Below are 22,519 nucleotides of genomic sequence, written 5' to 3'. Positions count from 1 at the left end.
GCCGGCGGTGTCGGCGCCCTTGCGTGTGCGCGCCTTCGGGCAGGCCTGAGCCCCGGACACCTCAGGTGCCGGGGCTCAGGCCTGCTTGAAGGGGACGCGGCTCAGTACGGGCCGTTCACGTTGTCGATCGAGCCGTAGCGGTCGGCCGCGTAGTTGCAGGCCGCGGTGATGTTGGCGACGGGGTCGAAGCTGTCCAGCGAGGTGCCGGGCACGTGGTAGGCGTCGAACGTGGGGCCTATGACCTGCAGGAGGCCCTTGGACGGGGTCCCGGCCGCCGCGTTGGAGTCCCAGTTGTTGGTGGCCAGCGGGTTGCCGGAGGACTCGCGCATGACGTTGCGGTGGATGCCGTCGTAGGTGCCGGGGATGCCGCGCTGGGCCATGATGTCCAGCGACTCCTTGATCCAGCCGTCGAGGTCGTTGGTGTACGCCTTCTTCGCGGGGGCGGCGGCGGGCTCGGCGGTGAGGGTGTTCCCCCGCTCGGAGCGGTCCGCCCGCTCGGCGGACGCGGTCCGCGCGGAGCCGTCCTGCGCCTTCGCGCCGAGCGTCAGCTTCAGGCCGGGGTGGATCAGCTTCGGGTTGTCGCCGAGGGCGCCGCGGTTGTCCTCGTACAGCTTCTTCCAGCCGCCGTCCAGCGAGTGCTCGCGGGCGATCTTGGAGAGGGAGTCGCCCGCGACGACGACGTAGGTGTTCGGTGTCGCGGCGGGCTTGGCGGCCGTGGCGGCCGTCTCGGCCGGTGCCGCAACGGCGGCGCTCGCACCGAGCACGGGGAGCACGAGCACGGCCCCGCCCGTTCCTGCGGCGGCGATACCCCGGGTGAGCGAGCTGGACTTGGGGCGGCGGTGCTTTCCCTTTGCGGGCATGACGCATTCCTCTCCGTCGCCTGCGAGGTGAGCTGTCGGGTTCGGACGGGAGATGTCCGGTCGCGCTGGGCGCGCGACTTCACCCCGAGCCGTTCCGTCATCCGGATCGGCGGCTTACCTGGGTCCCCCGCTCCTGCCGGGCGTGAGTGAGTGATGGAAGAGGTTTCCGGACAGCGGCAGGATTCGGCGTTCCATCCGGATTGACGGTGACGTTAGGCGAGAAAGCCGGAATGGAACAAGAGAGGAATTCACACAGGGGAATGCGCGAAGGCGATGTCCGGCGCCGCGTACCCCGGTCGATCGTTGATCGACAACTCCCAACTTTCTCTGCCTGGAACGGAAATGCGCTCCACGCCTTCCGGAAAGCCGGGTTTCCGGTGTGACGCATTCCACTGAAAGGGAATCACGTCATTTCATGCGAGTGGGCTGTAATGCGCCCAGTTATTTATATATGGCATAAAGAAGCAGAAGAAGGTTTTTGCGGGGCAAGATGGACATGACTAAGGCCCCTTTTTATGGCAAAAGGGGCACTTGTGCGTGCGAACGCCCTGCCCGAGACCGCGTGGGTCCGTGCAGGCGGGTGTTCTCAGATCGACCGTGTTCCGGGGGCGCTGCTGTGCCGTGGTGCGATGCGGGAATCGTTCGCCTGGGCCACGGCAGACGTGAGGTGTTCCCGTACGCCCTCGGGGAGGCCGGTTCCGCGGGTGGTTCCGACCACCCGCTTGGCCAAGTGGTGCACGTCGGTGCCTGCATTCTGCGAGGCGGTTACCAGAACTTCCCAAGAGGCTTCAGGGCTCAGGCCGTAGGCGGACATCAGGATGCCGCGCGCCAGATCAATGGTCGGGCGGATCTGAACGGCCTTTTGTGACTGGCGTACGGCGGTTCGCAGACTCTCCTCGTATTTGTCGTCGCAATGCTCGTCGGAAACTCCGTCAGATACGGCTTCTTCCTTCATCGCGCGCATTGCGTCATCGCCTTTGCCGTCGGGCGATTCGGAGGGGGCGAACAGCTTCTGAGTGCCGGTCAGGTCGAACACCCGCGCAACCGCGATGCTGTTGGAGAGCACCGTCACGGTCTTGCCCTGCCGCAGCCCCAGCCGACGCAGGTCGAGCAGGAGGTGGAGCCCGGAGCAGTCGCAGAAGCTCACATCGCTCAGATGCAGGTCGACGCCGTCGGTGGAGCCGCCGAGGGCGCGGAGCAGCTCGGGCCACAGGTGTTCACCCGTGTCGAGGTCGAGTTCGCCGCGCAGGATCACGCTCACCCGGGCGCCGTTCGGCACGGTGTCGAGCGAGGCCGGCAGCGGGCGCCGGGGCGGCGACGGCCGACGGGGTGGTGAGGGGTGGAGGCCCGGTGCGTGTTCGCCACCCTCCCGGGCGAGGGGCTTGTCCGAGTGTGCAGGCTCCGGCATGGCCTCTCCCTCACGTATCGCCTAGCGCCGCTTCTTAGGCTGCACTCCGCACCCCAAGCACGTCAACTAATACATGAAAAGCAGTACGTGTTTCTGGAAACGTGAACACGTGGTCGCTAGGGTTGCCGTATGGATGAAGTGCCCGAGCCCCACACCGGATGGACGTTCCTCACCAACCACGCGCGGGTCCTGGCGGCCATCGCCGACAACCGCAACGCCCGCATCCGTGACATCGCCGCGCACTGCCGGCTCACGGAGCGTGCCGTGCAGAAGATCATTGCCGACCTCGAACAGGGCGGGTACCTCTCCCACGTCAAGGAGGGGCGCAGCAACTCCTACCGCATCGAGCCCGGTGAGGTGCTGCGCCACCCGGCCGAGTCCGGCCTGGCCGTGGCCTCGCTCCTGTCCCTGCTCGCGCGGAACGAGGCCGGTCGCGCCACGCCGCCGGATGCCGGCGGCCGACGCCAGGCCCGTGTGTGACGAGGGCGGTTCTGCTGCGGAAGGCCCCGTCCGGAGGTGGGCGACGCTTCAACTCGCCCCGGAAGACGGGAAAGCGGGGCGGGACGCCGTTCGGCCGCCGGGAGCGTCCGTGGCGGCCGCAGGCGGCGGCACGGAAAACCGCACATCTATGGCCGTATTACTGACGGGTCAGTACGGTGCTGACCAACCCCCTATGCGCACAGGAGAGTTGGGAGAGCCGCATGATGCCAGCTTCACGCAGACGACCGGTGGCCGCGAGTGCCGTTCTCGCGGTGGCGGTGCTCGGGCTCCCCGGGTCCGCCGCGGCGCAGAGCACCAGCGCCCCGGCCGCTGCCCCGGACGCGACCCCCGCGGCCCGCTCCGCGCCACAGCAGGCCGGTGACGCCCCCGGCGCCACGGGGCAGAGCGGGGACAAGCGCGCCGGGCAGGCCGGGAAGAGCAAGGGCAAGCACCCGGGCAAGAAGCCGGGGAAGAGGACCGGACCGGGCAAGATCCTCAGCTCGGCGCCGTCCTCCTTCCAGTACACGCCCGGCGTCCCGACCCCCACCAAGGCCTGGAAGATCACCTACCGGTCGACCTCCGCGGACGGTGGACGCAACGCCGTCTCCGGCACCGTGATCGTCCCCGACGACGGCAGGACCGGCCCCCGCCCCCTGATCACCTACGCCGTCGGCACGGTCGGCCTCGGCGACAAGTGCGCGCCGTCCGCCGGATTCCCCGGCGGTACGACGGCCGAGGCGCCGCTCGTCAACGCCGCGCTGGTCCGGGGCTACGCCGTCGTCGTCACCGACTACGAAGGGCTCGGTACGCCGGGCGACCACACCTACATGGTCGCCAAGGCGCAGGGCAGTGCCGTACTGGACGCGGCACGCGCGGCCCAACGGCTTCCGGAAGCCGCGAAGTACGGCGTCTCCGCGGGCGCGCCCGTCGGGATCATGGGCTACTCACAGGGCGGCGGCGCCAGCGCGAAGGCCGCCGAGATGGCCGCGGCCTACGCTCCCGAGCTGAAGGTCAAGGGAACGGCCAGCGGTGGCGTTCCGGCCGATCTGACCAAGGTCGCCGCATCGTTGGAGGGCGGGGACAGCGCGGGTTACCTGCTGATGTCCGCGATCGGCCAGAACGCCGCCCAGCCGTCCCTGGCGCTCGGCAAGTACCTCAACAAGGAGGGCCGCAAGCTCGCCGCGGTGGTGCGCAACGAGTGTGTCGGGACGGTCCTGGAGGCCGGGCGCGGCAAGCAGATCGAGGACGTCACCACGTCCAATCCGCTGGACCGGCCGAACTGGAAGAAGGCCATCGCCAAGCAGCTGATCGGCACCAAGCGTCCGTCGGCGCCGGTGTTCCTCTACCACGGGGACGCGGACGAGACGATCCCCTACGCGGTCGGGCAGAAGCTGCGGGCCGACTGGTGCGCCAAGGGGAACGCCGTGGAGTGGAAGTCCTTCCCCGGCCAGTCCCACGTGGGGACGGCCATCCAGGGCAACGGTCCGGCCCTTGAGTGGCTCGGCCGCCGCTTCGCCGGCGAGCCCACGTCGGGCAACTGCGGCGCCTGACCGGTCGCTCACCCCTGCCCCTCTCGCCGCCGTCCAGGGGCGGCGGCGAGAGGACATCCGTGCCGTGGGCCGGGCGGGCGCGCGAGGTGCGTGGGCCCCGCGGGCGCCTGCGTGATCGCGGTGCCGGGGGACGGAAACGTAAGCTGGCAGGCATGCGGACGCGACCCACGCTGACCTGGGAGCCCACCGGCGGCTCGCCCCCGGCCTCGACCGACCTCACGGCTGTCGTCGACGCGGTGCGCACGGGCGGGGTCGCGGTGCTGAGCGGCGCCGGGCTCTCCACCGAGTCGGGCATCCCGGACTACCGCGGGGAGCACGGCTCCCTGCGCCGGCACACCCCCATGACGTACCAGGAGTTCGTCGGCGCCGAGCAGGCCCGCCAGCGGTACTGGGCCCGTAGCCAGCTGGGCTGGCGGGCCATGACGCGGGCCCGGCCGAACGCCGGGCACCGGGCGGTGACCGCGCTGGCCGAGGCGGGTCTGGTCACCGGCGTGATCACACAGAACGTGGACGGGTTGCAGCAGGCCGCCGGAGCCCGGAACGTCATCGAGCTCCACGGGAGCCTGGACCGGGTGATCTGCCTGGCCTGTGGGCACCGCAGCGCCCGCGCGGAGCTGGACCGGCGGCTGCGGGAGGTCAATCCGGGCTTCGAGGCCGCAGCCGAGCGCTATCGCGCCGCGCGGGTCAATCCCGACGGTGACGTGGAACTGCCCGACGAGGCGGTGCGCGAGTTCCGGGTGGTGGCGTGCTCGGTGTGCGGTGACGGGGTGCTCAAGCCGGACGTGGTCTTCTTCGGGGAGAACGTACCCGTCGAGCGGGTCGCGGAGTGCCGGCGGCTCGTCGGCGGGGCCGCCGTCCTGCTCGTGCTCGGCTCCTCCCTCACCGTCATGTCCGGGCTGCGTTTCGTGCGCCAGGCGGCGGAGGCCGGCACGCCGGTCCTGATCGTCAACCAGGGTCCGACCCGGGGCGACCGCTGGGCCACCCAGCGCATCGAGCTCCCGCTCGGCGAGGCGCTGTCCGCCCTCGTGGCGCAGGTGGGCCCCTGAGGGGACGCCGTGCGGCGGGCACGGGAAAGCCCCGGCTGGACGGGGGAGACCAGCCGGGGCCGAAGGTGGTGACTGGCGGAGGGCGGTCGCCTCGCGGCGAGTGGCTCCATGGGGCTTCAGCTGAACGATCGTCCCCATGGGCTATGTGTGGGCCCGGGGACACTGTCCCCTCCGCAGCCACATACAGAAGAACGAAGACCTCCTCCTCTTTGTTCCGGCCGACCGCATCGTGCGAAGTGAAGCGGGCCACACCGGTTTCGAGGCTCCGGTGCGGGTCAGGCCGAGGGTGGACCGAGGCGCGGCGCGTCCGGGGCGCGCGCCTGGGGGCGCACGAAAAGCGAAGATCATTTCGAGAGTGCGCCCCCGGGTGAACTGGGCGTTTTCGTCCCGGCCGCTGGCTACCGTTACGCCTCGTGACAATTCCTTCACTTTCCGCAGCGGATGTACTTCCGCTGCCGGCTACCGCAGATTCGTTTCGGCCGGTCCTGTTCGACCCCTCGACCCCGCAGGGCCGCGACGGTCTTGGCGCACTGCGGTCCTCTGGCGCCGTGAGCGAGGTGCACGACGAGATCCGGGCCCAGATCGAGGAACTGGCCGGATGCCTCGTGCCCTCCTGCCGGTCCGACGCGTCTCACCTCGCCGACGCGGTGCGCGGGCTCACCGGAGGCCGTCCGCTCGACGCCTACGGCACCTGGGCGTGGTACCCGTGGTCCCGTCGGCTGGTGCACGTGCTGCCGCGCGAGGCATACCGCACCGTCCGCACCGACCGGAACCGGGACAAGATCACGCGTGCGCAGCAGGGCGACCTCCTGACGCGCCGGATCGGGATCATCGGGCTGTCCGTGGGCGCGGCCGGCGCCCTGGCCTGCGCGGCCGAAGGCGTGGGCGGTTCGTTCCTGCTGGCGGACTTCGACCGGCTGAGCCTGTCGAACCTCAACCGGCTGCGCGCCGGCGTCCACGAACTCGGCCTGGAGAAGACCGTGCTGTGCGCCCGGGCCATGGCCGAGCTCGACCCCTACCTCGACGTCCGCGTCTACCGGCGCGGGCTGGACGAGTCGTCCCTGGACGACTTCATGGCCGCAGGCCCCGATCTCGTGATCGAGGAGTGCGACACGCCCTGGGTCAAGGTCGCCGTACGCGACCATGCCCGTGCGCGCCGCGTGCCGGTGCTGATGGAGGCCAACGACCGCGGCCTGCTCGACGTCGAGCGCTTCGACCTGGAACCCGACCGGCCCCTGCTGCACGGCCGAATCGGCGAGCTGACGGCCGCGGCGGTCAAGGACCTGGACCCGGCTTCGGCGATCGCCTTCATGCTGCGGGCGGTCGGCGAAGACCGCCTCAGCGCTGCGATGAAGGAAGCGATCCCGCGCATCGGCGACACCCTGTCCAGCTGGCCGCAACTGGCCAGCGGGGTGCTCCTCGGCGGCGCCCTGGTCACCGACACCGCCCGGCGGATCCTCCTGGGTGAAGCGGTCGCGTCGGGCAGCCACTGCGTCGATCTGGCGGCCCTTGTCCCCGCCCCTCCGGGCGAGGCCGACGGCGGGGCGCCGTTGCCCGCCGCCCGCGAGCGGATCGCCGTCCGGGAGGTGCGGTGACCGCGCTTCCCGACCTGCACGGAGAGCACCTGCGGCTGCGCGAACTCCGCCTGGAGGACCGCGACGTGTACACCCGGATCTTCACCCACCGCACGCTGACGCGGTACCTGGGCATCGACAGCCTCGGCCCCGACGGCGCTGACGCCTCCTTCATCCAGGCCCTGGCGCAGCGCGTCCAGCCACGGCGCAGGCGCTACACACTGGCCGTCTGCCCGCCCGCTCCCGAGCCCGACACGATGGTCGGCACCATCGGTCTGCTGCTCGAGGACTTCGGCAGCAACGCCATGATCACCGGTCTGGTCGTCGTGCCCGGAGCGTCCGTCAGCGGCCACACGCACGAAGCCGGACGCCTTCTCATGGCCTACGCTTTCGGCCCGCTGGGGCTGCATCGCCTGTGGGCGGGCCACCGCAGCGACCACACCCACATGCAGCAGATCATGCGGGCGGCCGGCTTCCTTCCCGAAGCGACGCTGCGGCACCTCTTTCGCACCCAGGGGACCTGGCACGACGTCACGACGTACGCAGCCCTGGCCCATGAATGGACACAGGGCGCCAGCCCCGGCGAGACCGCCATCCTCAACGGCGCGACGGCGGACCTGACGCCCTCGGTATGAAGGCGCCGCCCGCGCACCGCGCTCGTCGCGGCTTGAGCAAGGCCGCCTCCACGCCGCTCAAGCCGCGACCAGCGTCCCGAGCAGGGCGAGCGACAAGACCACCTCCACGGCTCCGATCACCGGTGCCCGTACGGCGCCGCGCGTCGGCAGCCACACCGCCCGCAGGAAGCAGACGCCGAAGAAGACCACCGTCGCCCCGGGCAGGTGCAGCGCGTAGGCCGCCGCCGGCGCGGCGAGGTGCCACAGGGTTGAGGCCCAGCGGTACGGGGCGCTGCCCCGCTCCCGGATCATCGTCTTGACGTACAGGACCGTGCCGGCGAAGTAGAGCAGGCAGGCGAGCGTGGGCCGCCACGCGTCGCCGAGGTCTCCGCCGCCCATCAGCAGCGCGACCGGCAGCATCCCGCACGCGGGGAGGACGGCGGCGATGCCGTTGGCCAGGGCCCGCTCGCGGTTGCGCCACGCGTAGACGTAATTCACGCCCAGGAACGGCACCGCGCAGGCCCCGGCCAGGAGCAGCCACGGCGCGTGCAGGACCAGGGCCGCGGCCGGGGGCAGCAGGGCGAGGGCGAAGACGCGGGCCGGGAGCGCGTGCCGCCGTGCGGCCCGGGGGTTGCGGGAGTGCCGGCGCAGCCGCAGCCACTGCTGGGCGTGGTAGGAGGCCAGGTACCCAAGGAGCCAGGCGAGGAGCAGGAGGGCGTGCCAGGCAGTGGGGCCGCCCAGGAACATGCCGGCGAGGAACGGCACGACGAGCATGGCCCAGGCCCCGTGCTGATTGGGCAGCCAGCGCCGCACGGCACGCGATGCCATGACGCCCCCTTCTCGGTCTCCTCGGCGCCGCACCTGGGCGTCCCGGCCCCCTCGACGTCCCGCGTCGCGAGGTACCACCAGCCTGTCAGCGAACCCACCGCCCGGTTGCAGTCGTTGGTCCCGTCCGGCCGGGCGAACGTCCCGCGCACCGCCCCGAGATGACGCGCCGTCCGCCGCCCGGATCCGCGGTGTGCGGCGGGGGCGAGAAGTACGGGCCTTGGTCCCGCCCTCATGGGACCAATGCCGTGAAATCACCGCAGGGCACGCACATAGTGTCGTCGCGTACCGATCTTCGTACCGGTGCTCGCGCCACATCGGGCGCCGCGGCGCGCCCGATCCGTCGATGTCCATGAGGAGTCCGGGTGCAGCAGAAGCAGGGCGGCGACCCCGCCGACCTCCTGATCAGGGCCGGCCGTTTCTTCAGCCGGGATACCGTCTCCGACGATCTGCGGACGGTGACCCGCACCGGGGGCCGGGACGCGGAGTCGTTCTACCGGGACCGGTGGAGCCACGACAAGATCGTGCACTCGACGCACGGCGTGAACTGCACCGGTTCCTGCCGCTGGAAGGTGTACGTCAAGGACGGCATCATCACCTGGGAGACGCAGGCCACCGACTATCCGAGCGTCGGCCCCGACCGCCCGGAGTACGAGCCGCGCGGCTGCCCGCGCGGCGCCTCGTTCTCCTGGTACACCTACTCGCCCACCCGCGTGCGCTACCCGTACGTGCGCGGCGCCCTCGTCGAGATGTACCGGGAGGCGAAGTCCCGCCTCAAGGACCCGGTGCTGGCCTGGGCCGACATCCAGGGCGATCCCGAGCGGCGCCGCAGGTACCAGCAGGCGCGCGGCAAGGGCGGTCTGGTCCGCGCCACGTGGGACGAGGCCCTGGAGATCGTGGCCGCCGCCCACGTGCACACCATCAAGACGCACGGCCCCGACCGGGTCGCCGGGTTCTCGCCGATCCCCGCGATGTCGATGGCCTCGCACGCGGCCGGCGCACGGTTCCACTCGCTGATCGGCGCGCCCATGCTGTCGTTCTACGACTGGTACGCCGACCTGCCGGTCGCCTCGCCCCAGGTGTTCGGCGACCAGACCGACGTACCCGAATCGGGGGACTGGTGGGACGCGGCGTATCTGATGATGTGGGGCTCGAACGTCCCCGTCACCCGCACCCCGGACGCGCACTGGATGACCGAGGCCCGCTACCGCGGCCAGAAGGTCGTCGCCGTCTCCCCGGACTACGCCGACAACACGAAGTTCGCCGACGAGTGGATGCACCCGCACCCCGGCACGGACGGGGCGCTCGCCCTCGCGATGGGCCACGTCATCCTCAAGGAGTTCTTCGTCGACCGGCAGACGCCGTTCTTCACCGACTACATAGGCAAGTTCACCGACCTGCCGTTCCTGGTCACCCTCAAGGAGACCGACTCCGGGCTCGTCCCGCACAAGTTCCTCAACGCCGCCGACCTGGGCCAGGACGTCGAGAACGCCCGGTGGAAGCCGGTCCTGCTGGACGACGCGACCGGCGAGCCGACCGTCCCCAACGGGACCCTGGGCCACCGCTGGGGCAGCGGCGACAAGCCCGGGTGGAACCTCGACCTCGGCGACGTCGTCCCCCGCCTGAGCCTGTACGCCAGCGGCTGCGAGAGCGCCGAGGTGACCCTGCCGCGCTTCGAGGAGGACGCCCCCGGCACCGAGCGCCGCGGGGTGCCCGTGCGGCGCGTCGGCGGCCAGGACGGACCGCTCGTGACGACCGTGTTCGACCTGATGCTCGCGCAGTACGCGGTCGGCCGCCCGGGGCTGCCCGGCCGGTGGCCCTCCTCGTACGAGGACGCGGACACCCCCGGCACGCCGGGCTGGCAGGAGACCATGACCTCGGTGCCGGCCGCCCAAGCGGTGCGCGTGGCACGGGAGTTCGCCGACACCGCCGAACGCTCACAGGGCCGCTGCATGATCCTGATGGGAGCGGGCACCAACCACTGGTTCCACTCCGAGACCATCTACCGCGCGTTCCTGGCCCTGCTGACCCTGACCGGCTGCCAGGGCCGCAACGGCGGCGGCTGGGGCCACTACGTCGGCCAGGAGAAGTGCCGCCCGGTCACCGGCTGGGCCACCTTGGCCGCGGCGTCGGACTGGTCACGGCCCCCGCGCCAGATGATCGGCGCGGGCTGGTTCTACCTCCACACCGACCAGTGGCGCTACGACACGCTGCCCGCCGAGGCCCTGGCCTCACCGCTGGGCGACGGCCGCTTCCGCGGCATGACCGGCGCGGACTGCCTCGCGGCCTCGGCCCGCATGGGATGGATGCCCTCGTATCCGACGTTCGACCGCAACTCCCTGGACCTGGGCGAGGCCGACGACCCCGTCGCGCACACCGTGGAACAACTCAAGTCCGGCAAGCTGAAGTTCGCGACCGAGGACCCCGACGCCCCGGAGAACTGGCCGCGCGTGATGACCGTGTGGCGGGCCAATCTGCTCGGCTCCAGCTCCAAGGGCAACGAGTACTTCCTCAAGCACCTCCTTGGCACGCACTCCAACCTGCCCGAGGACGGGCCGCGCTGCACCCCGCGCGACGTGACGTGGCGCCAGGACGACGTCGAGGGCAAGCTCGATCTGCTGCTCTCGCTCGACTTCCGCATGACGTCGACGACACTCCTGTCCGACGTGGTCCTGCCCGCGGCCACCTGGTACGAGAAGCACGACCTCTCGTCGACGGACATGCACCCCTTCCTGCACGCCTTCACCCCGGCCATCGACCCGCCCTGGCAGGCCCGCTCCGACTACGACATCTTCCACGCACTGGCCCGCCGCTTCAGCGACCTGGCGGGCGACCACCTGGGCGTGCGCAAGGACCTGGTGGCCACCGCGCTCCAGCACGACACCCCGGGCGGCGAGATGGCGCAGCCCGGCGGCGTCGCCCTGGACTGGTCGAAGGGGGAGTGCGAGCCGATCCCCGGCCGCACGATGTACAACCTGACCGTCGTGGAGCGCGACTACGGCGCCATCGGCGAGAAGTTCGCCGCGCTCGGCCCGCTCGTCGACACCCTCGGCGTGACGACGAAGGCGGTCACCTTCGAGGTGGGCGAGGAAGTCGCCTACCTGCGCGGGAAGAACGGCGAGGTGCGCGGGGGAGTGGCCGACGGCCGGCCCCGCCTGGACACGGCCCAGCGGGCCTGCGAGGCGATCCTGCGCCTGTCCGGCACGTCGAACGGCCGCCTGGCCACCCAGGGCTTCCACACCCTGGAGGCCCGCACGGGCCAGGAGATGGCGCACCTGGCCGCCGAACACGAGGGCAAGCGCGTCACCTTCGCCGACACCCAGGCCGCGCCCGTCCCGGTGATCACCTCGCCGGAGTGGTCGGGCAGCGAGTCCGGCGGCCGGCGCTACACCGCCTTCACCGTCAACACCGAACACCTCAAGCCCTGGCACACCTTGACGGGCCGTCAGCACTTCTTCATCGACCACGACTGGATGCACGAGGTCGGCGAGGCGCTGCCCGTCTACAAGCCGCCGCTGAACATGCACCGGCTCTACGGCGAGCCGGAGCTGGGCACCGTGGGCGAGGAGCGTGAGGTCGCCGTGCGGTTCCTCACCCCGCACAACAAGTGGGCCATCCACTCCCAGTACCAGGACAACCTCTACATGATGACGCTCGGCCGCGGCGGCCAGACCGTGTGGATGTCGCCGCAGGACGCGGACGCCATCGGCGTCCGCGACAACGAGTGGGTGGAAGCCGTCAACCGCAACGGCGTGGTCACCGCCCGCGCGATCGTCTCGCACAAGATGCCGCCCGGCACCGTCTACATGAACCACGCCCAGGAACGCACGGTCGGCGTCCCCAAGACGCAGAAGAACGGCAAGCGCGGCGGCATCCACAACTCGCTCACCCGGATCATGCTCAAGCCCACCCATCTCGTGGGCGGCTACGCCCAGTTGACGTGGGCCTTCAACTACCTGGGCCCCACCGGCAACCAACGTGACGAGGTCACGGTCATCCGCCGCCGGTCGCAGAAGGTGGAGTACTGACATGCGTGTCATGGCACAAGTGGCGATGGTGATGAACCTCGACAAGTGCATCGGCTGCCACACCTGTTCCGTCACCTGCAAGCAGGCGTGGACGAACCGGCGCGGCACCGAGTACGTGTGGTTCAACAACGTCGAGACCCTTCCCGGCCAGGGCTATCCGCGCCGCTGGCAGGACCAGGACCGCTGGAAGGGCGGCTGGGAGCGCACCCGCTCGGGCCGGCTGCGCCTGCGGGCCGGCGGCCGGGCCAAGCGGCTCGGCACGCTCTTCGCCAACCCCGACCTGCCGACCGTCGACGACTACTACGAGCCGTGGACGTATGAGTACAAGAACCTCACCGAGGCGCCCGCGGGCGACGACATGCCGGTCGCCCGCCCCTTCTCGCAGACCACCGGCGAGCCCATCGACACGATCCAGTGGGGCCCCAACTGGGACGACAACCTCGGCGGCGCCCCCGAGCACGGCTCCAAGGACCCCATCGTCGAGCGCATCCGGGAGGAGGTCGGCGAGCGCATCCGCTTCGAGTTCGAGCAGAGCTTCATGTTCTACCTGCCGCGGATCTGCGAACACTGCCTCAACCCGGCCTGCGTGTCGGCCTGCCCCTCGGGCGCCATGTACAAGCGCGCCGAGGACGGCATCGTGCTCGTGGACCAGGACGACTGCCGGGGCTGGCGGATGTGCGTCAGCTCCTGCCCGTACAAGAAGGTCTACTTCAACCACTCCACCGGCAAGGCCGAGAAGTGCACGTTCTGCTTCCCGCGCATCGAGATCGGCATGCCGACCATCTGCTCCGAGACCTGCGTCGGGCGCATGCGCTACCTCGGCGTGATGCTCTACGACGCCGACAAGGTGACCCGGGCGGCGGCCGTCGAGGACGAACACGACCTCTACCCCGCCCAGCTGGAGTGCTTCCTGGACCCGCGCGACCCCGTGGTGATCGAGGCGGCCCGGGCCGGCGGCATCAGCGACGAGTGGCTGGACGCCGCGCGCCGCTCCCCGGTGTTCGACCTGATCCGCACCTACCAGGTCGCGCTCCCGCTGCGCCCCGAATACCGCACCATGCCGATGGTCTGGTACGTCCCGCCGCTGTCCCCGGTGGTGGAGGCGGTCGCCGCCAGCGGCCACGACGGCGAGAACGCGGGCAATCTCTTCGGCGCCATCGACAGCCTGCGCATCCCCGTCGAGTACCTGGCGGAACTGCTCACCGCGGGCGACACCTACCCCGTGGACGCCGTGCTGCGCCGGATGGCCGCCATGCGGGCCCACATGCGCAGCCGCAACCTCGGCGAGGAGCCGGACCCGGCGGTCGCCGCGTCCGTACGGCTGACCGGCCAAGAGCTCGAGGACATGTTCCGGCTCCTGGCCATCGCCAAGTACGAGGACCGCTACGTCATCCCCGGCGCGGCCCGCGCCGACGCCGACGCCCTGGCCGACTCCCATCCGCTGGACGCCGCCTGCCCGGTGGGGTCGGTGCCCGCCGAACCCGTCCTGCTCAACCTGCCCACCTTCCGGAGGCCCGCATGACACCGGACGCCGCCGTGCGGCTCGTGGCCGCGCGCCTGCTGGTCCACCCGGACGAGCGCCTGTACCAGCAGCTGCCGCTGCTCCGGGAGGTGTCCGATGGGCTGGACGGCGGACCGGACGGCCACCTGACGGCGTTCTTGGCCCACGTGGACCGGGAACGCCCCCTGGATCTGGCGGCGCACCACACCGCCGTCTTCGACACCCGCAACCGCCGCTGCCCCTACCTGACCTGGTGGACCGACGGCGACACCCGCAACCGCGGCCTGTCCCTCGTCCGCGTCAAGAGCGTCTACCGCGAGCACGGCCTGGAGTTCGGGAGCGAGGAGCTGCCCGACTACCTGCCCGTGATGCTGGAGTTCGCGGCACTGGAACCACAGGCCGGCACCGACCTGCTCCAAGAGCACCGCGCCGGGCTCGAACTCCTGCGCCTCGCGCTCACCGAGCACGCCACCCCCTACGCCCACCTCCTCCAGGCCGTCTGCGCCACCCTGCCCGGCCCCTCGCCCGCCACCCGCGAGGAGGCCAAGGCGCTGGCCCGCCAGGGACCGCCGCGCGAGAGCGTCGGCCTCGAACCCCTCGGCCCCGGCATCGAACTGCCCTGGCCGACCCTGCCCGAAAGGACACCGGCGTAATGGACCTGCTGCTGTGGGGCGTCCTGCCCTACGTCGTCCTCGTCCTGCTCGTCTCGGGCCTGGTGTGGAGGTCCCGCCACGACCGCTTCGGCCTGACGACCCACTCCTCCCAGCTGCACGAGTCACGGCTGCTGCGCATCGGTTCCCCGCTGTTCCACTTCGGCATGGCGTTCGTGGTGATCGGCCACGTGGTGGGCCTGCTGATCCCGCAGAGCTGGACCGACGCCGTCGGCGTGAACGACCACACCTACCACCTGGTCGCCGTCTCGACCGGCGCCCTGGCGGGCATCGCGGCGGTGACCGGCATCGCCATCCTGGTGTACCGCCGCTGCACCGTGCCCGGCGTGCGCAGGGCGACCCTGCGCAGCGACCACCTCATGTACACCGTGCTGATCGGCGCGATGCTCCTGGGGCTCACCGCGACGCTCCTCAACTCCGCCGGGATGAGCGGCGACTACAACTACCGCGAAGGGATCTCGGTCTGGTTCCGCTCGCTGTTCACGCTCCAGCCGGACTACGCCCTGATGACGGGCACACCCCTGGCCTTCAAGCTGCACATCCTCTTCGGCTTCGCGCTCATCACCCTCATCCCCTACTCCCGCCTGGTCCACATGTTCAGCGCGCCGGTGCGCTACCTCTTCCGGCCGTTCGTCGTCTACCGGCGCCGGGACCCGGGCCGCCAACCCGCCGCGCGCGCGCCCCGGCGGGGCTGGGAGCGTGTGCGGTGAAGACGGACCGGACCGTTCGCAGCCCGCGCCACGCCGTCGCGGAACGCCCCTTCATCGTGATCTGGGAATGCACCCGGGCCTGCCCGCTCGCCTGCCTGCACTGCCGCGCCACCGCGCGACCCGAGCGCGATCCGCACGAGCTGAACGGCGAGGAGGCGCGCGACCTCATGCGCCAGACCGCGCGGTTCGGGCGGCCCGCACCGCTGTTCGTGATCACCGGTGGCGATCCCTTCCAGCGCCGCGACCTGAACGACCTGATCGCCTACGGCACGTCGCTCGGCCTGCGTATCGCCGTGTCGCCGTCCGGGACGCCCACGCTGAACCGCGCCAACTTGACGGCGGTCCGCGAGGCGGGCGCGGTGGCCCTGTCGCTGTCCCTGGACGGATCGACCGCCGAGCGGCACGACGCCTTCCGCGGGGTCGACGGCGTCTTCGCCTGGACCCTCGACGGCTGGCGCACGGCCCGCGACCTGGGCCTCAAGGTGCAGATCAACACCACCCTCACCCGCCGCAGCCTGCCCGACCTCGCGGACATCGCCGCCCTGGTACGCCGCGAGGGGGCCATGCTCTGGTCCGGCTTCCTCCTGGTGCCCACCGGACGGGGCGCCCAACTGGACGCCCCGACACCGCAGGAGGTCGAGGACGCGCTGCACTTCCTGCACGACTGCGGCGCGGTGATCGCCACCAAGACCACGGAAGGGCACCACTTCCGGCGCGTGGCCGTGCAGCGCGCGATCCACGCCGAACGCGGCACCCGCCCCGAACTCGGAGCCCTGCACGCCGAACTCACCCGGCGCGCACACGAGGTGGGGTTGTTCGACGGGCAGCTCAGGGCCCGGCGCCGGCCGCCCATGGACGTGTCGTCGGCACGCGGCTTCGTCTTCGTGTCGCACACCGGCGAGGTGCACCCGAGCGGCTTCCTGCCCGTCTCCGCGGGCAACGTCAAGCACACCCCCCTGCCCGACCTCTACCGCACCTCCGAGCTGTTCACCTCCCTGCGCGATCCCGGCCGGCTGCGCGGGAAATGCGCGCACTGCGAGTTCAGCCGGGTGTGCGGCGGCTCACGCTCCCGCGCCCACGCGGTCACCGGCGACATGTTCGCCGCCGACCCTTCCTGCGCCTACCAGCCGGGCACCTTCCCCCACCAGGCCGAACTGCGGGCCGTGCTCGCACCGGCCTCCTTGCGAAGTGGATCCTCATGCGATCGGTAACCGTCATCGGCGCGGGCATCAGCGGACTCGCCGCCGCGTGGGCCCTGCGCGACACGGCACGCGTCACCGTGCTCGACGGCGCGCCCCGGGTGGGCGGCAAGATCCGCACCGGCCGGGTCGCGGGTGTCGAGGCGGACCTGGGCGCGGAGTCCATGGTCACGCTGGGGCCCGACGCCGCCCGCCTCGCGGAGGCCGTCGGCCTGGGCGACGCGCTGTGCGAGCCCGCCGAAGCGCCCGTCACCATCTGGACGCGCGACGGCCTGCGGCCCATGCCGCCGGGACACCTGATGGGCATCCCGTCCCGGCCCGAACTCCTCGCGCCCACCGGCCTGCTGTCCGAGGAGGGCCTGCGCCGCCTGCACCTGGGCGAAGACCTGGAGCCGCTCCCGCCGACCACGGACGTGACCGTCGGCGGCTATCTGGAGCCCCTCATCGGCCGGGAGGCGGTGGACCGTCTCGTGGCTCCGGTGCTCGGCGGCATCTACGGCGGCGACGCCTACCGCCTGTCGCTCGCCTCGGCACTGCCCTTCCTCAGCGGCATCACCGCGTCCGGCGAACCCCTCATGACCGCCCTGCGGCGCCGCGAGACGGCCCGCGCGGGCACGCCACGCACCGCACCGGTACGCGGCGTGCGCGGCGGCATGGAACGCCTGGCGCGAGCGGTGGCCAAGTCCTCCGGCGCCACGGTCCTGACCGGCACGAGCGCCCGCGCCCTGTCCCGGCGCGCCGAGGGCGGCGGTGCCTGGCGCGTGCACGCCGACACCGACGACGGGCCGCTCGCCCTCGACGGCGACGCCGTCATCCTCGCCGTGCGCTCCGACGCCGCCGCCCGGCTGCTGGCCCCGCACGCGCCGGGCGCCGCCGCGGCCCTCGCGCAGGTCGAGCACGCGAGCTCCGCGGTGGTCACCCTCGCGTTCCCCGCCGACGGTCCGGCCCGGGAAGCCGTCGCCGGACGCAACGGATTCCTCGTCCCGCCCGTGGACGGACGCCTCGTCAAGGGCGCCACCTTCCTGTCGGCGAAATGGCCCTGGTACGCGCAGGACACCCCCGACGTCTTCGTCGTCCGCGCCTCGCTGGGGCGGGCCGGAGCCGCATCGCCGCTCACATCCCCGGACGGCACGCTGGCCGCCGCCGCCCTGACGGAGCTCACGGCGGCCCTGGGCCCCCTGGGGGAGCCCCTGGCACGCCGCGTCACCCGCTGGGAGCGGGGGCTGCCGCAGTACCACGTGGGCCACGGGGCACGCATGGACCTGGTCAGGGACGAACTGGCCGCGCTGCCCGGACTCGACGTGTGCGGTGCGACCTACCAGGGCGTCGGGGTCGCGTCCTGCATCAGCAGTGGCCTGGCCGCGGCGCGCCGCACGGTGCCCGGGACCGAGCCGTTCGCCGGAGGGGAAGCCGACGATGAGCGATGAGAGGCGTGGTGAGCGGGGCGGGAGTCGCGCGACGAGGGGATCGGCGTCGGAGCGGCCGCGCTCCGAGCGGGAGAGCGGACTCAAGCGCGCACGCGTGCGCAAACGGGCCCTCATCGGTGGCTGCGCCGCCCTGGCCGTCGCCTTCGCGGCCGGCCTCGGCATCGCCACCGGGACCGCCACCGGCACCAGCTCGGCGGAGGAGACGGCGCACCGCCCGCTGAAGATCCCCGCCCACTCCCAGGGCACCGACGGGACGCTGATCGCCTATGGCCCCGGCGACGCGAAGACCACCCTCGAGGTGTACGAGGATCCGCGCTGCCCGTACTGCGGAGAATTCGAGCGGAAGCTCGGCCCGACCCTCAAGAAGATGGCCGAGTCCGGCACGGTCAGGATCGAGTTCCACCTGGCCGCCTTCCTCGACAAGAGCCTCGGCGGCCACGGCTCCACGACCGCGCTCGCCGCGCTCGGCGCGGCCCTGGACCAGAGCCCGGAGAAGTTCACGGCCTTCCACGACGTGCTCTTCTCCCACCAGCCCGCGAAAGAGACCGACGACGCCTTCGCCAGCACCGCCCACCTGCTCGAACTGGCCGGCAAGGTCCCCGGGCTGCGTACGCCGGCCTTCAACAAGGCGGTGAAGGAGAAGACCTACGCGCCCTGGGCCGACAAGGTCGCCGACGCCTTCTACGACAGCGACGTCACCGGCACGCCGACCGTGAAGGCCGACGACAAGAAACTCACCGTCATCGACGCGGACGGCAAGGCGGTCAGCCCCAAGGACTTCACCCGCCAGATCGCTGCGGCGGCGGACGGAGCGTAGATCATCCGGCCCCGCACGGGCTTCTACTGTTGGCCCATGCCGAAGACGCCGTCGCGAGTTGCCCTGCACCCGCTCACCCTCGCCGACCAGGACGAGTTCTGTGCGCTCGTGCGGGCCAGCTCCGAGCTGCACAGGCCATGGATGCAACTGCCCGCGAACGCGGCGGAGTTCACGGACTGGATGCGCCGCTTCGACGACGGCACCAACCAGGGCTTCCTGGTCTGCGTCCGGGACACCGGAGCGGCCGCCGGCATGGTCAACATCAACTCGATCACCCGGGGCCGCTACCAGGGAGCATCGATCGGCTACGCGGCCTTCGCCCCGTCCGCGGGACACGGGTACATGACCGAGGGACTCACCGCGACCCTTCAGTACGCCTTCACCGAGCTGCGGCTGCACCGGCTCGAAGCCGCCATTCAGCCGGGGAACAAGGCGTCCCTGGCCCTGGTCGAGCGCCTGGGCTTCCGGTACGAGGGGCTTTCACCCGCCTACCTCTACATCGACGGAGCCTGGCGCGACCACGAACGCTGGTCCATCGCGGCACCCGAGCCCTGGACACCGGACCCGTCACTGCCCGAGGTCTGAGGGCGGCGCAGTAGCGTCTGCGGGGTGAGCGAAGACGATGCGAACCGGCGGTGGACGCGGTCCATGCCCCAGGCGTACGAGCGTCATCTGGTGCCGGTGTTCTTCCGGCCCTTCGCCGTCGATCTGGCGGCCAGAGCGGCCGCGCTGCGGCCCCGTACCGTGTTGGAACTCGCCGCCGGCACCGGCGTGTTGACCTCGGCCCTGCTCGCCGAGGTGCCCGATGCCGCGGTGGTGGCCACCGACCTCAACGAAGCGATGGTCACGTGCGGGGCACAGCGGCAGCCGCGCGCGGCCTGGCGACAGGCGGACGCCCAGGAGCTGCCGTTCGACGACGGCGCCTTCGACCTCGTCCTGTGCCAGTTCGGCGTCATGTTCTTCCCCGACAGGCCCGGCGCCTACGCGGAGGCGGGCCGGGTCCTCACCTCGCGGGGGCGGTTCCTGTTCAGCAGTTGGGGGCCGGTGGCCTCCCACGGGTTCGGTGCGGCGTTCCAGGCCGCCCTGGAGCGCGCCATCCCCGCCGGGGCGCCCTCCTTCCTGCCCGACGTGCCGCACGGCTACAGCGATCCGGCCGCCGTGGCCGCGGACGTCGAGGCCGCGGGGCTGACCTTGGAGTCGGCCGAGGAGGTGACGCTGGAGGGCGTCGCGGAGTCGGCCGCATCGGTCGCCGCCGGATTCCTCACCGGTACGCCGGTGGGCGCGATGGTGGCGGCCCGCGAGGACGCGAAGGCCGTCCAGGCGCTCGTCGCGCGGGAGATGACGGACCGTCTGGGCCAGGGTCCGGTGACGGCTTCGATGACGGCGACGGTCTATACGGCACGCCGAACCGACGGCGGTTTCCCGGGTGCGGATGTTGGTTAGGGTGAGAAGGCCGCCGGCGGGTGACCGCCGGGCGGCCATGGTCGCTGGAGGGGAAGGCCGGACACCGCGGGGTGGTCGGACACGACGGGGGGCTCGCGTTGGATCGCCTGGCCGGAGCGAAGCCGCACGGCGGCCCTGACCACCGCGTGCGCGAGGGCGTTCTCGTCGACGGGCCGCTCTGCGGGGCTGATCGCCGCGGGTCCACCGGCGGGCGCGGATGACCGGCCGGTCGCCGGCGGTGTCGCCCCCCGCCTTACGTCCGTGGCTCGGGCTGCTCGGGGCCGCTGCCATGCTGGTGGTCGTCGTGCTCGGCGTCATGTACGCCGGCCACAGCGAGTCCGGCACGGTGGACAGGTGGTTCGTCCGGCCGACGGACGACAGTGTCCGGCCGCCGTGGCGGAACGTCGCTCTGGCCATCGACTTCCTGGGGGAGCCCGCCGGAGCGGCGGTGCTTGTCCTGGTGGCCGTAGCGGGCTGCCTGCTGCTGCGCCGCCCTCGCGCGGCGGTCTTCGTGGTCGCCGGGGTGGTCGTCACCGTGGGGATCGCGACCCTCGTCAAGTCCGTTGCGGGACGCACCATCCACGGTCCGGACAACCTGTCCTATCCGAGCGGGCACGCCGCCTTCCTCACCGCGCTCGCCTTCATGGCGGCGCTGCTCGCGGCGGGCCGGCTCGGTCTGGGGCGGGCGGCCGGCATGCTCCTCGTGCTGGCCGCGGCGCTGGTCGTCGGTGCCGCCATGGGCTGGGCCCAGGTCGCCCTGGGCGCGCACTACCCGACCGACGTGCTCGGCGGCTGGTGCACCGCACTGGCGGTGGTCCCGGCGACCGCGTGGCTGGTCGACCTGACCGCCGAACGGCTGGAGGACCGGACGGCCGACGCCGCCCGGCGCCGGCGTCCCTGACGCCGTGTCCGTCCCACCGCGTCAGGCCGTCAGGCCGAAGCGCCCCGTCTCTCGTAGCGCCCCCGCATCTCGTACCGCCCCGCGTCACGCCAAGGGACGGAACACGGGCTTCACCGGTCGCCCGCCCAGCCAGGGCGTGGGATCACCGGCGTCCAGGGCCTTCCGGTAGACCGCGCAAGCCTGGGCCACCACCTCGACGGTGTGGTCGATGTCGCCGTCGCTGAGCGCGCTGCTCACCACGAACGAGGGGGCCAGCACCCCGCCCGCGAGGAGCTGGCGCAGGAACAGGGTGCGGTACTGCTGCGAGGGCTGGCCGTTCTGGTCGAGGGTGGCGAACACCAGGTTGCTGGGCCGGCCCCGGACGACGATGTTGTCGCCGACGCCCATGCCGGCCGCGGCGGAGCGGACCCCTGCGGCCAACCGCTCGCCGAGAGCGTGCAGTTGCGCGGTGACGCCGTCCTCGACGTAGGTGGCCTGCACGGCCATGGCCGCCGCCAGGCAGTGGGTCTCCGCGCCGTGCGTGGTGGACAGCAGGAACACCCGCTCGTCGGAGTGGCGCAGTCCGCCCCGTTCCATCAGCTCGCGGCGCCCGGCCAGCGCGGAGACGGCGAATCCGTTGCCCAGCGCCTTGCCGAACGTGGACAGGTCGGGGACGACGCCGTACAGGCTCTGGGCGCCCGCCTCGGACCAGCGGAAGCCGGTGATCATCTCGTCGAAGATCAGGACGCAGCCGTGCCGGTCGGCCAGCTCGCGCAGGCCGGAGAGGTACCGGGGCGGGGGCTCGGTGTGGGTGGCGGGTTCCAGGATCAGGCAGGCGATCTCGTCGGGGTACCGGGCCAGCAGCTTCTCCGTGGCGGCCAGGTCCCCGTAGGGAAACGCCACGGTCAGCTCGTTGGTCGCCGCCGGGATACCGGCGGGCATCGGCGTGGTGCCGATGAACCAGTCGTCGACGGAGAAGAACGGATGGTCGCCGCAGAGGGCCACCCGCGGGCGCCCGGTGGCGGCGCGGGCCAGGCGCACCGCGGCCGTGGTGGCGTCGGAGCCGTTCTTGGCGAACTTCACCATGTCGGCGGTCGGCACCGTGGCCAGGAAGCGTTCGGCTGCCTCGACCTCCATGACGGACGGCCGCACGAAATTGCTGCCGCGGTCGAGTTCCCGCCGCACCGCCTCGATCACGCGTGGATGGGCGTGGCCCAGACTCACCGACCGCAGGCCGGATCCGTACTCGATGTAGCGGTTGCCGTCGACGTCCCACACATGGGCACCGCGGCCGTGGCTGATGACCGGGGCCAGGTGCTCGGGGTACTGGTCGTCACCCTTGGCGTACGTGTGCGCGCCTCCGGGGACCATGGCGTGCAGGCGTTCGTTGGCCGCGCGCGACCGCGGGAGGGCGAACCCTTCGGCGCTGTCGGCGGTGTCAGTGCTGTCGGTGCTTGCCCGGTACTGGGTGTGTGCGATGTCCACG

The 22,519-nt window shown here is 71.8% G+C and carries 19 protein-coding genes and 1 riboswitch; of the genes, 15 read left to right on the top strand and 4 right to left on the bottom strand.

The features are described 5' to 3' along the window. Nucleotides 1–101: 101 nt before the first annotated feature. Together QBL25_RS03070 and QBL25_RS03065 are read right to left on the bottom strand one after the other, a co-directional pair. On the bottom strand, nucleotides 102–860 hold the full coding sequence (locus QBL25_RS03070; RefSeq protein ID WP_409055393.1) for a transglycosylase SLT domain-containing protein: 759 nt from the start codon (nucleotides 858–860) through the stop codon (nucleotides 102–104). A 4-nt stretch (nucleotides 861–864) separates the two neighbouring features. Next, a riboswitch (cyclic di-AMP (ydaO/yuaA leader) is annotated at nucleotides 865–1,019 on the bottom strand. Nucleotides 1,020–1,446: 427 nt separating this feature from the next. Next, nucleotides 1,447–2,121 carry an STAS domain-containing protein gene (locus QBL25_RS03065; protein ID WP_409055392.1) on the bottom strand — a complete coding sequence of 225 codons (675 nt, stop codon included), beginning with the start codon at nucleotides 2,119–2,121 and terminating at the stop codon, nucleotides 1,447–1,449. A 276-nt stretch (nucleotides 2,122–2,397) separates the two neighbouring features. Here QBL25_RS03065 and QBL25_RS03060 point away from each other — a divergent pair, with 276 nt between their 5' ends. From QBL25_RS03060 to QBL25_RS03040, 5 genes are all read left to right on the top strand, one after another. Continuing rightward, nucleotides 2,398–2,748, top strand: a complete 351-nt coding sequence (locus QBL25_RS03060) for a helix-turn-helix transcriptional regulator (RefSeq protein ID WP_409055391.1) — start codon at nucleotides 2,398–2,400, stop codon at nucleotides 2,746–2,748. A 221-nt stretch (nucleotides 2,749–2,969) separates the two neighbouring features. After that, nucleotides 2,970–4,298, top strand: a complete 1,329-nt coding sequence (locus tag QBL25_RS03055; protein ID WP_409055390.1) for a lipase family protein — start codon at nucleotides 2,970–2,972, stop codon at nucleotides 4,296–4,298. Nucleotides 4,299–4,450: 152 nt separating this feature from the next. Then, a complete protein-coding gene (locus QBL25_RS03050; protein ID WP_409055389.1) occupies nucleotides 4,451–5,344 on the top strand; it encodes an NAD-dependent protein deacetylase in 894 nt (297 codons plus the stop codon). Nucleotides 5,345–5,892: 548 nt separating this feature from the next. Further along, a complete protein-coding gene (locus QBL25_RS03045; protein ID WP_409055388.1) occupies nucleotides 5,893–6,939 on the top strand; it encodes a ThiF family adenylyltransferase in 1,047 nt (348 codons plus the stop codon). After that, nucleotides 6,936–7,553: a GNAT family N-acetyltransferase gene (locus QBL25_RS03040; RefSeq protein ID WP_409055387.1), complete on the top strand. Its 618-nt coding sequence runs from the start codon at nucleotides 6,936–6,938 to the stop codon at nucleotides 7,551–7,553. Before QBL25_RS03045 ends, QBL25_RS03040 begins: the two co-directional genes overlap by 4 nt. 57 nt (nucleotides 7,554–7,610) lie before the next feature. Here the strand turns inward: QBL25_RS03040 and QBL25_RS03035 are convergent, their stop codons facing one another. Further along, nucleotides 7,611–8,360, bottom strand: coding sequence for a YwiC-like family protein (locus QBL25_RS03035; protein ID WP_409055386.1), 750 nt, complete (start codon nucleotides 8,358–8,360; stop codon nucleotides 7,611–7,613). Between the two features lie 362 nt (nucleotides 8,361–8,722). Between QBL25_RS03035 and QBL25_RS03030 the strand changes: the two genes are divergently transcribed. The 10 genes from QBL25_RS03030 to QBL25_RS02985 all read left to right on the top strand — a co-directional run bounded on the left by QBL25_RS03030 (nucleotide 8,723) and on the right by QBL25_RS02985 (nucleotide 21,054). Further along, nucleotides 8,723–12,385, top strand: coding sequence for a nitrate reductase subunit alpha (locus QBL25_RS03030; RefSeq protein ID WP_409055385.1), 3,663 nt, complete (start codon nucleotides 8,723–8,725; stop codon nucleotides 12,383–12,385). 1 nt (nucleotide 12,386) lies between these two features. Continuing rightward, nucleotides 12,387–13,907, top strand: coding sequence for a nitrate reductase subunit beta (gene narH, locus QBL25_RS03025; RefSeq protein WP_409055384.1), 1,521 nt, complete (start codon nucleotides 12,387–12,389; stop codon nucleotides 13,905–13,907). Then, nucleotides 13,904–14,539, top strand: a complete 636-nt coding sequence (gene narJ / locus QBL25_RS03020) for a nitrate reductase molybdenum cofactor assembly chaperone (RefSeq protein ID WP_409055383.1) — start codon at nucleotides 13,904–13,906, stop codon at nucleotides 14,537–14,539. The genes narH and narJ overlap by 4 nt, the downstream gene beginning before the upstream one ends. Beyond that, nucleotides 14,539–15,267, top strand: a complete 729-nt coding sequence (gene narI / locus QBL25_RS03015) for a respiratory nitrate reductase subunit gamma (protein ID WP_409055382.1) — start codon at nucleotides 14,539–14,541, stop codon at nucleotides 15,265–15,267. The genes narJ and narI overlap by 1 nt, the downstream gene beginning before the upstream one ends. Beyond that, on the top strand, nucleotides 15,264–16,478 hold the full coding sequence (locus tag QBL25_RS03010; protein ID WP_409055381.1) for a TIGR04053 family radical SAM/SPASM domain-containing protein: 1,215 nt from the start codon (nucleotides 15,264–15,266) through the stop codon (nucleotides 16,476–16,478). The genes narI and QBL25_RS03010 overlap by 4 nt, the downstream gene beginning before the upstream one ends. Then, the gene (gene hemG, locus QBL25_RS03005) at nucleotides 16,466–17,893 is read left to right on the top strand and encodes a protoporphyrinogen oxidase (protein WP_409055380.1); all 1,428 of its coding nucleotides are present in this window, start codon (nucleotides 16,466–16,468) and stop codon (nucleotides 17,891–17,893) included. The genes QBL25_RS03010 and hemG overlap by 13 nt, the downstream gene beginning before the upstream one ends. Beyond that, a complete protein-coding gene (locus QBL25_RS03000) occupies nucleotides 17,883–18,710 on the top strand; it encodes a DsbA family protein (protein WP_409055379.1) in 828 nt (275 codons plus the stop codon). Before hemG ends, QBL25_RS03000 begins: the two co-directional genes overlap by 11 nt. A gap of 36 nt (nucleotides 18,711–18,746) precedes the next feature. Next, nucleotides 18,747–19,295 (top strand): GNAT family N-acetyltransferase, encoded by a 549-nt coding sequence (locus tag QBL25_RS02995; RefSeq protein ID WP_409055378.1) that lies wholly within the window; start codon nucleotides 18,747–18,749, stop codon nucleotides 19,293–19,295. A gap of 63 nt (nucleotides 19,296–19,358) precedes the next feature. Then, nucleotides 19,359–20,153 (top strand): class I SAM-dependent methyltransferase, encoded by a 795-nt coding sequence (locus QBL25_RS02990; protein ID WP_409062531.1) that lies wholly within the window; start codon nucleotides 19,359–19,361, stop codon nucleotides 20,151–20,153. A 217-nt stretch (nucleotides 20,154–20,370) separates the two neighbouring features. After that, nucleotides 20,371–21,054 carry a phosphatase PAP2 family protein gene (locus QBL25_RS02985; protein ID WP_409055377.1) on the top strand — a complete coding sequence of 228 codons (684 nt, stop codon included), beginning with the start codon at nucleotides 20,371–20,373 and terminating at the stop codon, nucleotides 21,052–21,054. A gap of 84 nt (nucleotides 21,055–21,138) precedes the next feature. On the opposite strand, the gene QBL25_RS02980 is transcribed toward QBL25_RS02985, so the two are convergent. Next, nucleotides 21,139–22,512 carry a glutamate-1-semialdehyde 2,1-aminomutase gene (locus QBL25_RS02980; protein ID WP_409062530.1) on the bottom strand — a complete coding sequence of 458 codons (1,374 nt, stop codon included), beginning with the start codon at nucleotides 22,510–22,512 and terminating at the stop codon, nucleotides 21,139–21,141. Between the last annotated feature and the right edge of the window lie 7 nt (nucleotides 22,513–22,519).

It is taken from the genome of Streptomyces sp. SYP-A7185 (genome assembly GCF_046103685.1).
GTDB lineage: Bacteria > Actinomycetota > Actinomycetes > Streptomycetales > Streptomycetaceae > Streptomyces.
The sequence above is the reverse complement of the archived record's forward strand: the minus strand, read 5'-3'. Positions and strand labels throughout refer to the sequence as shown.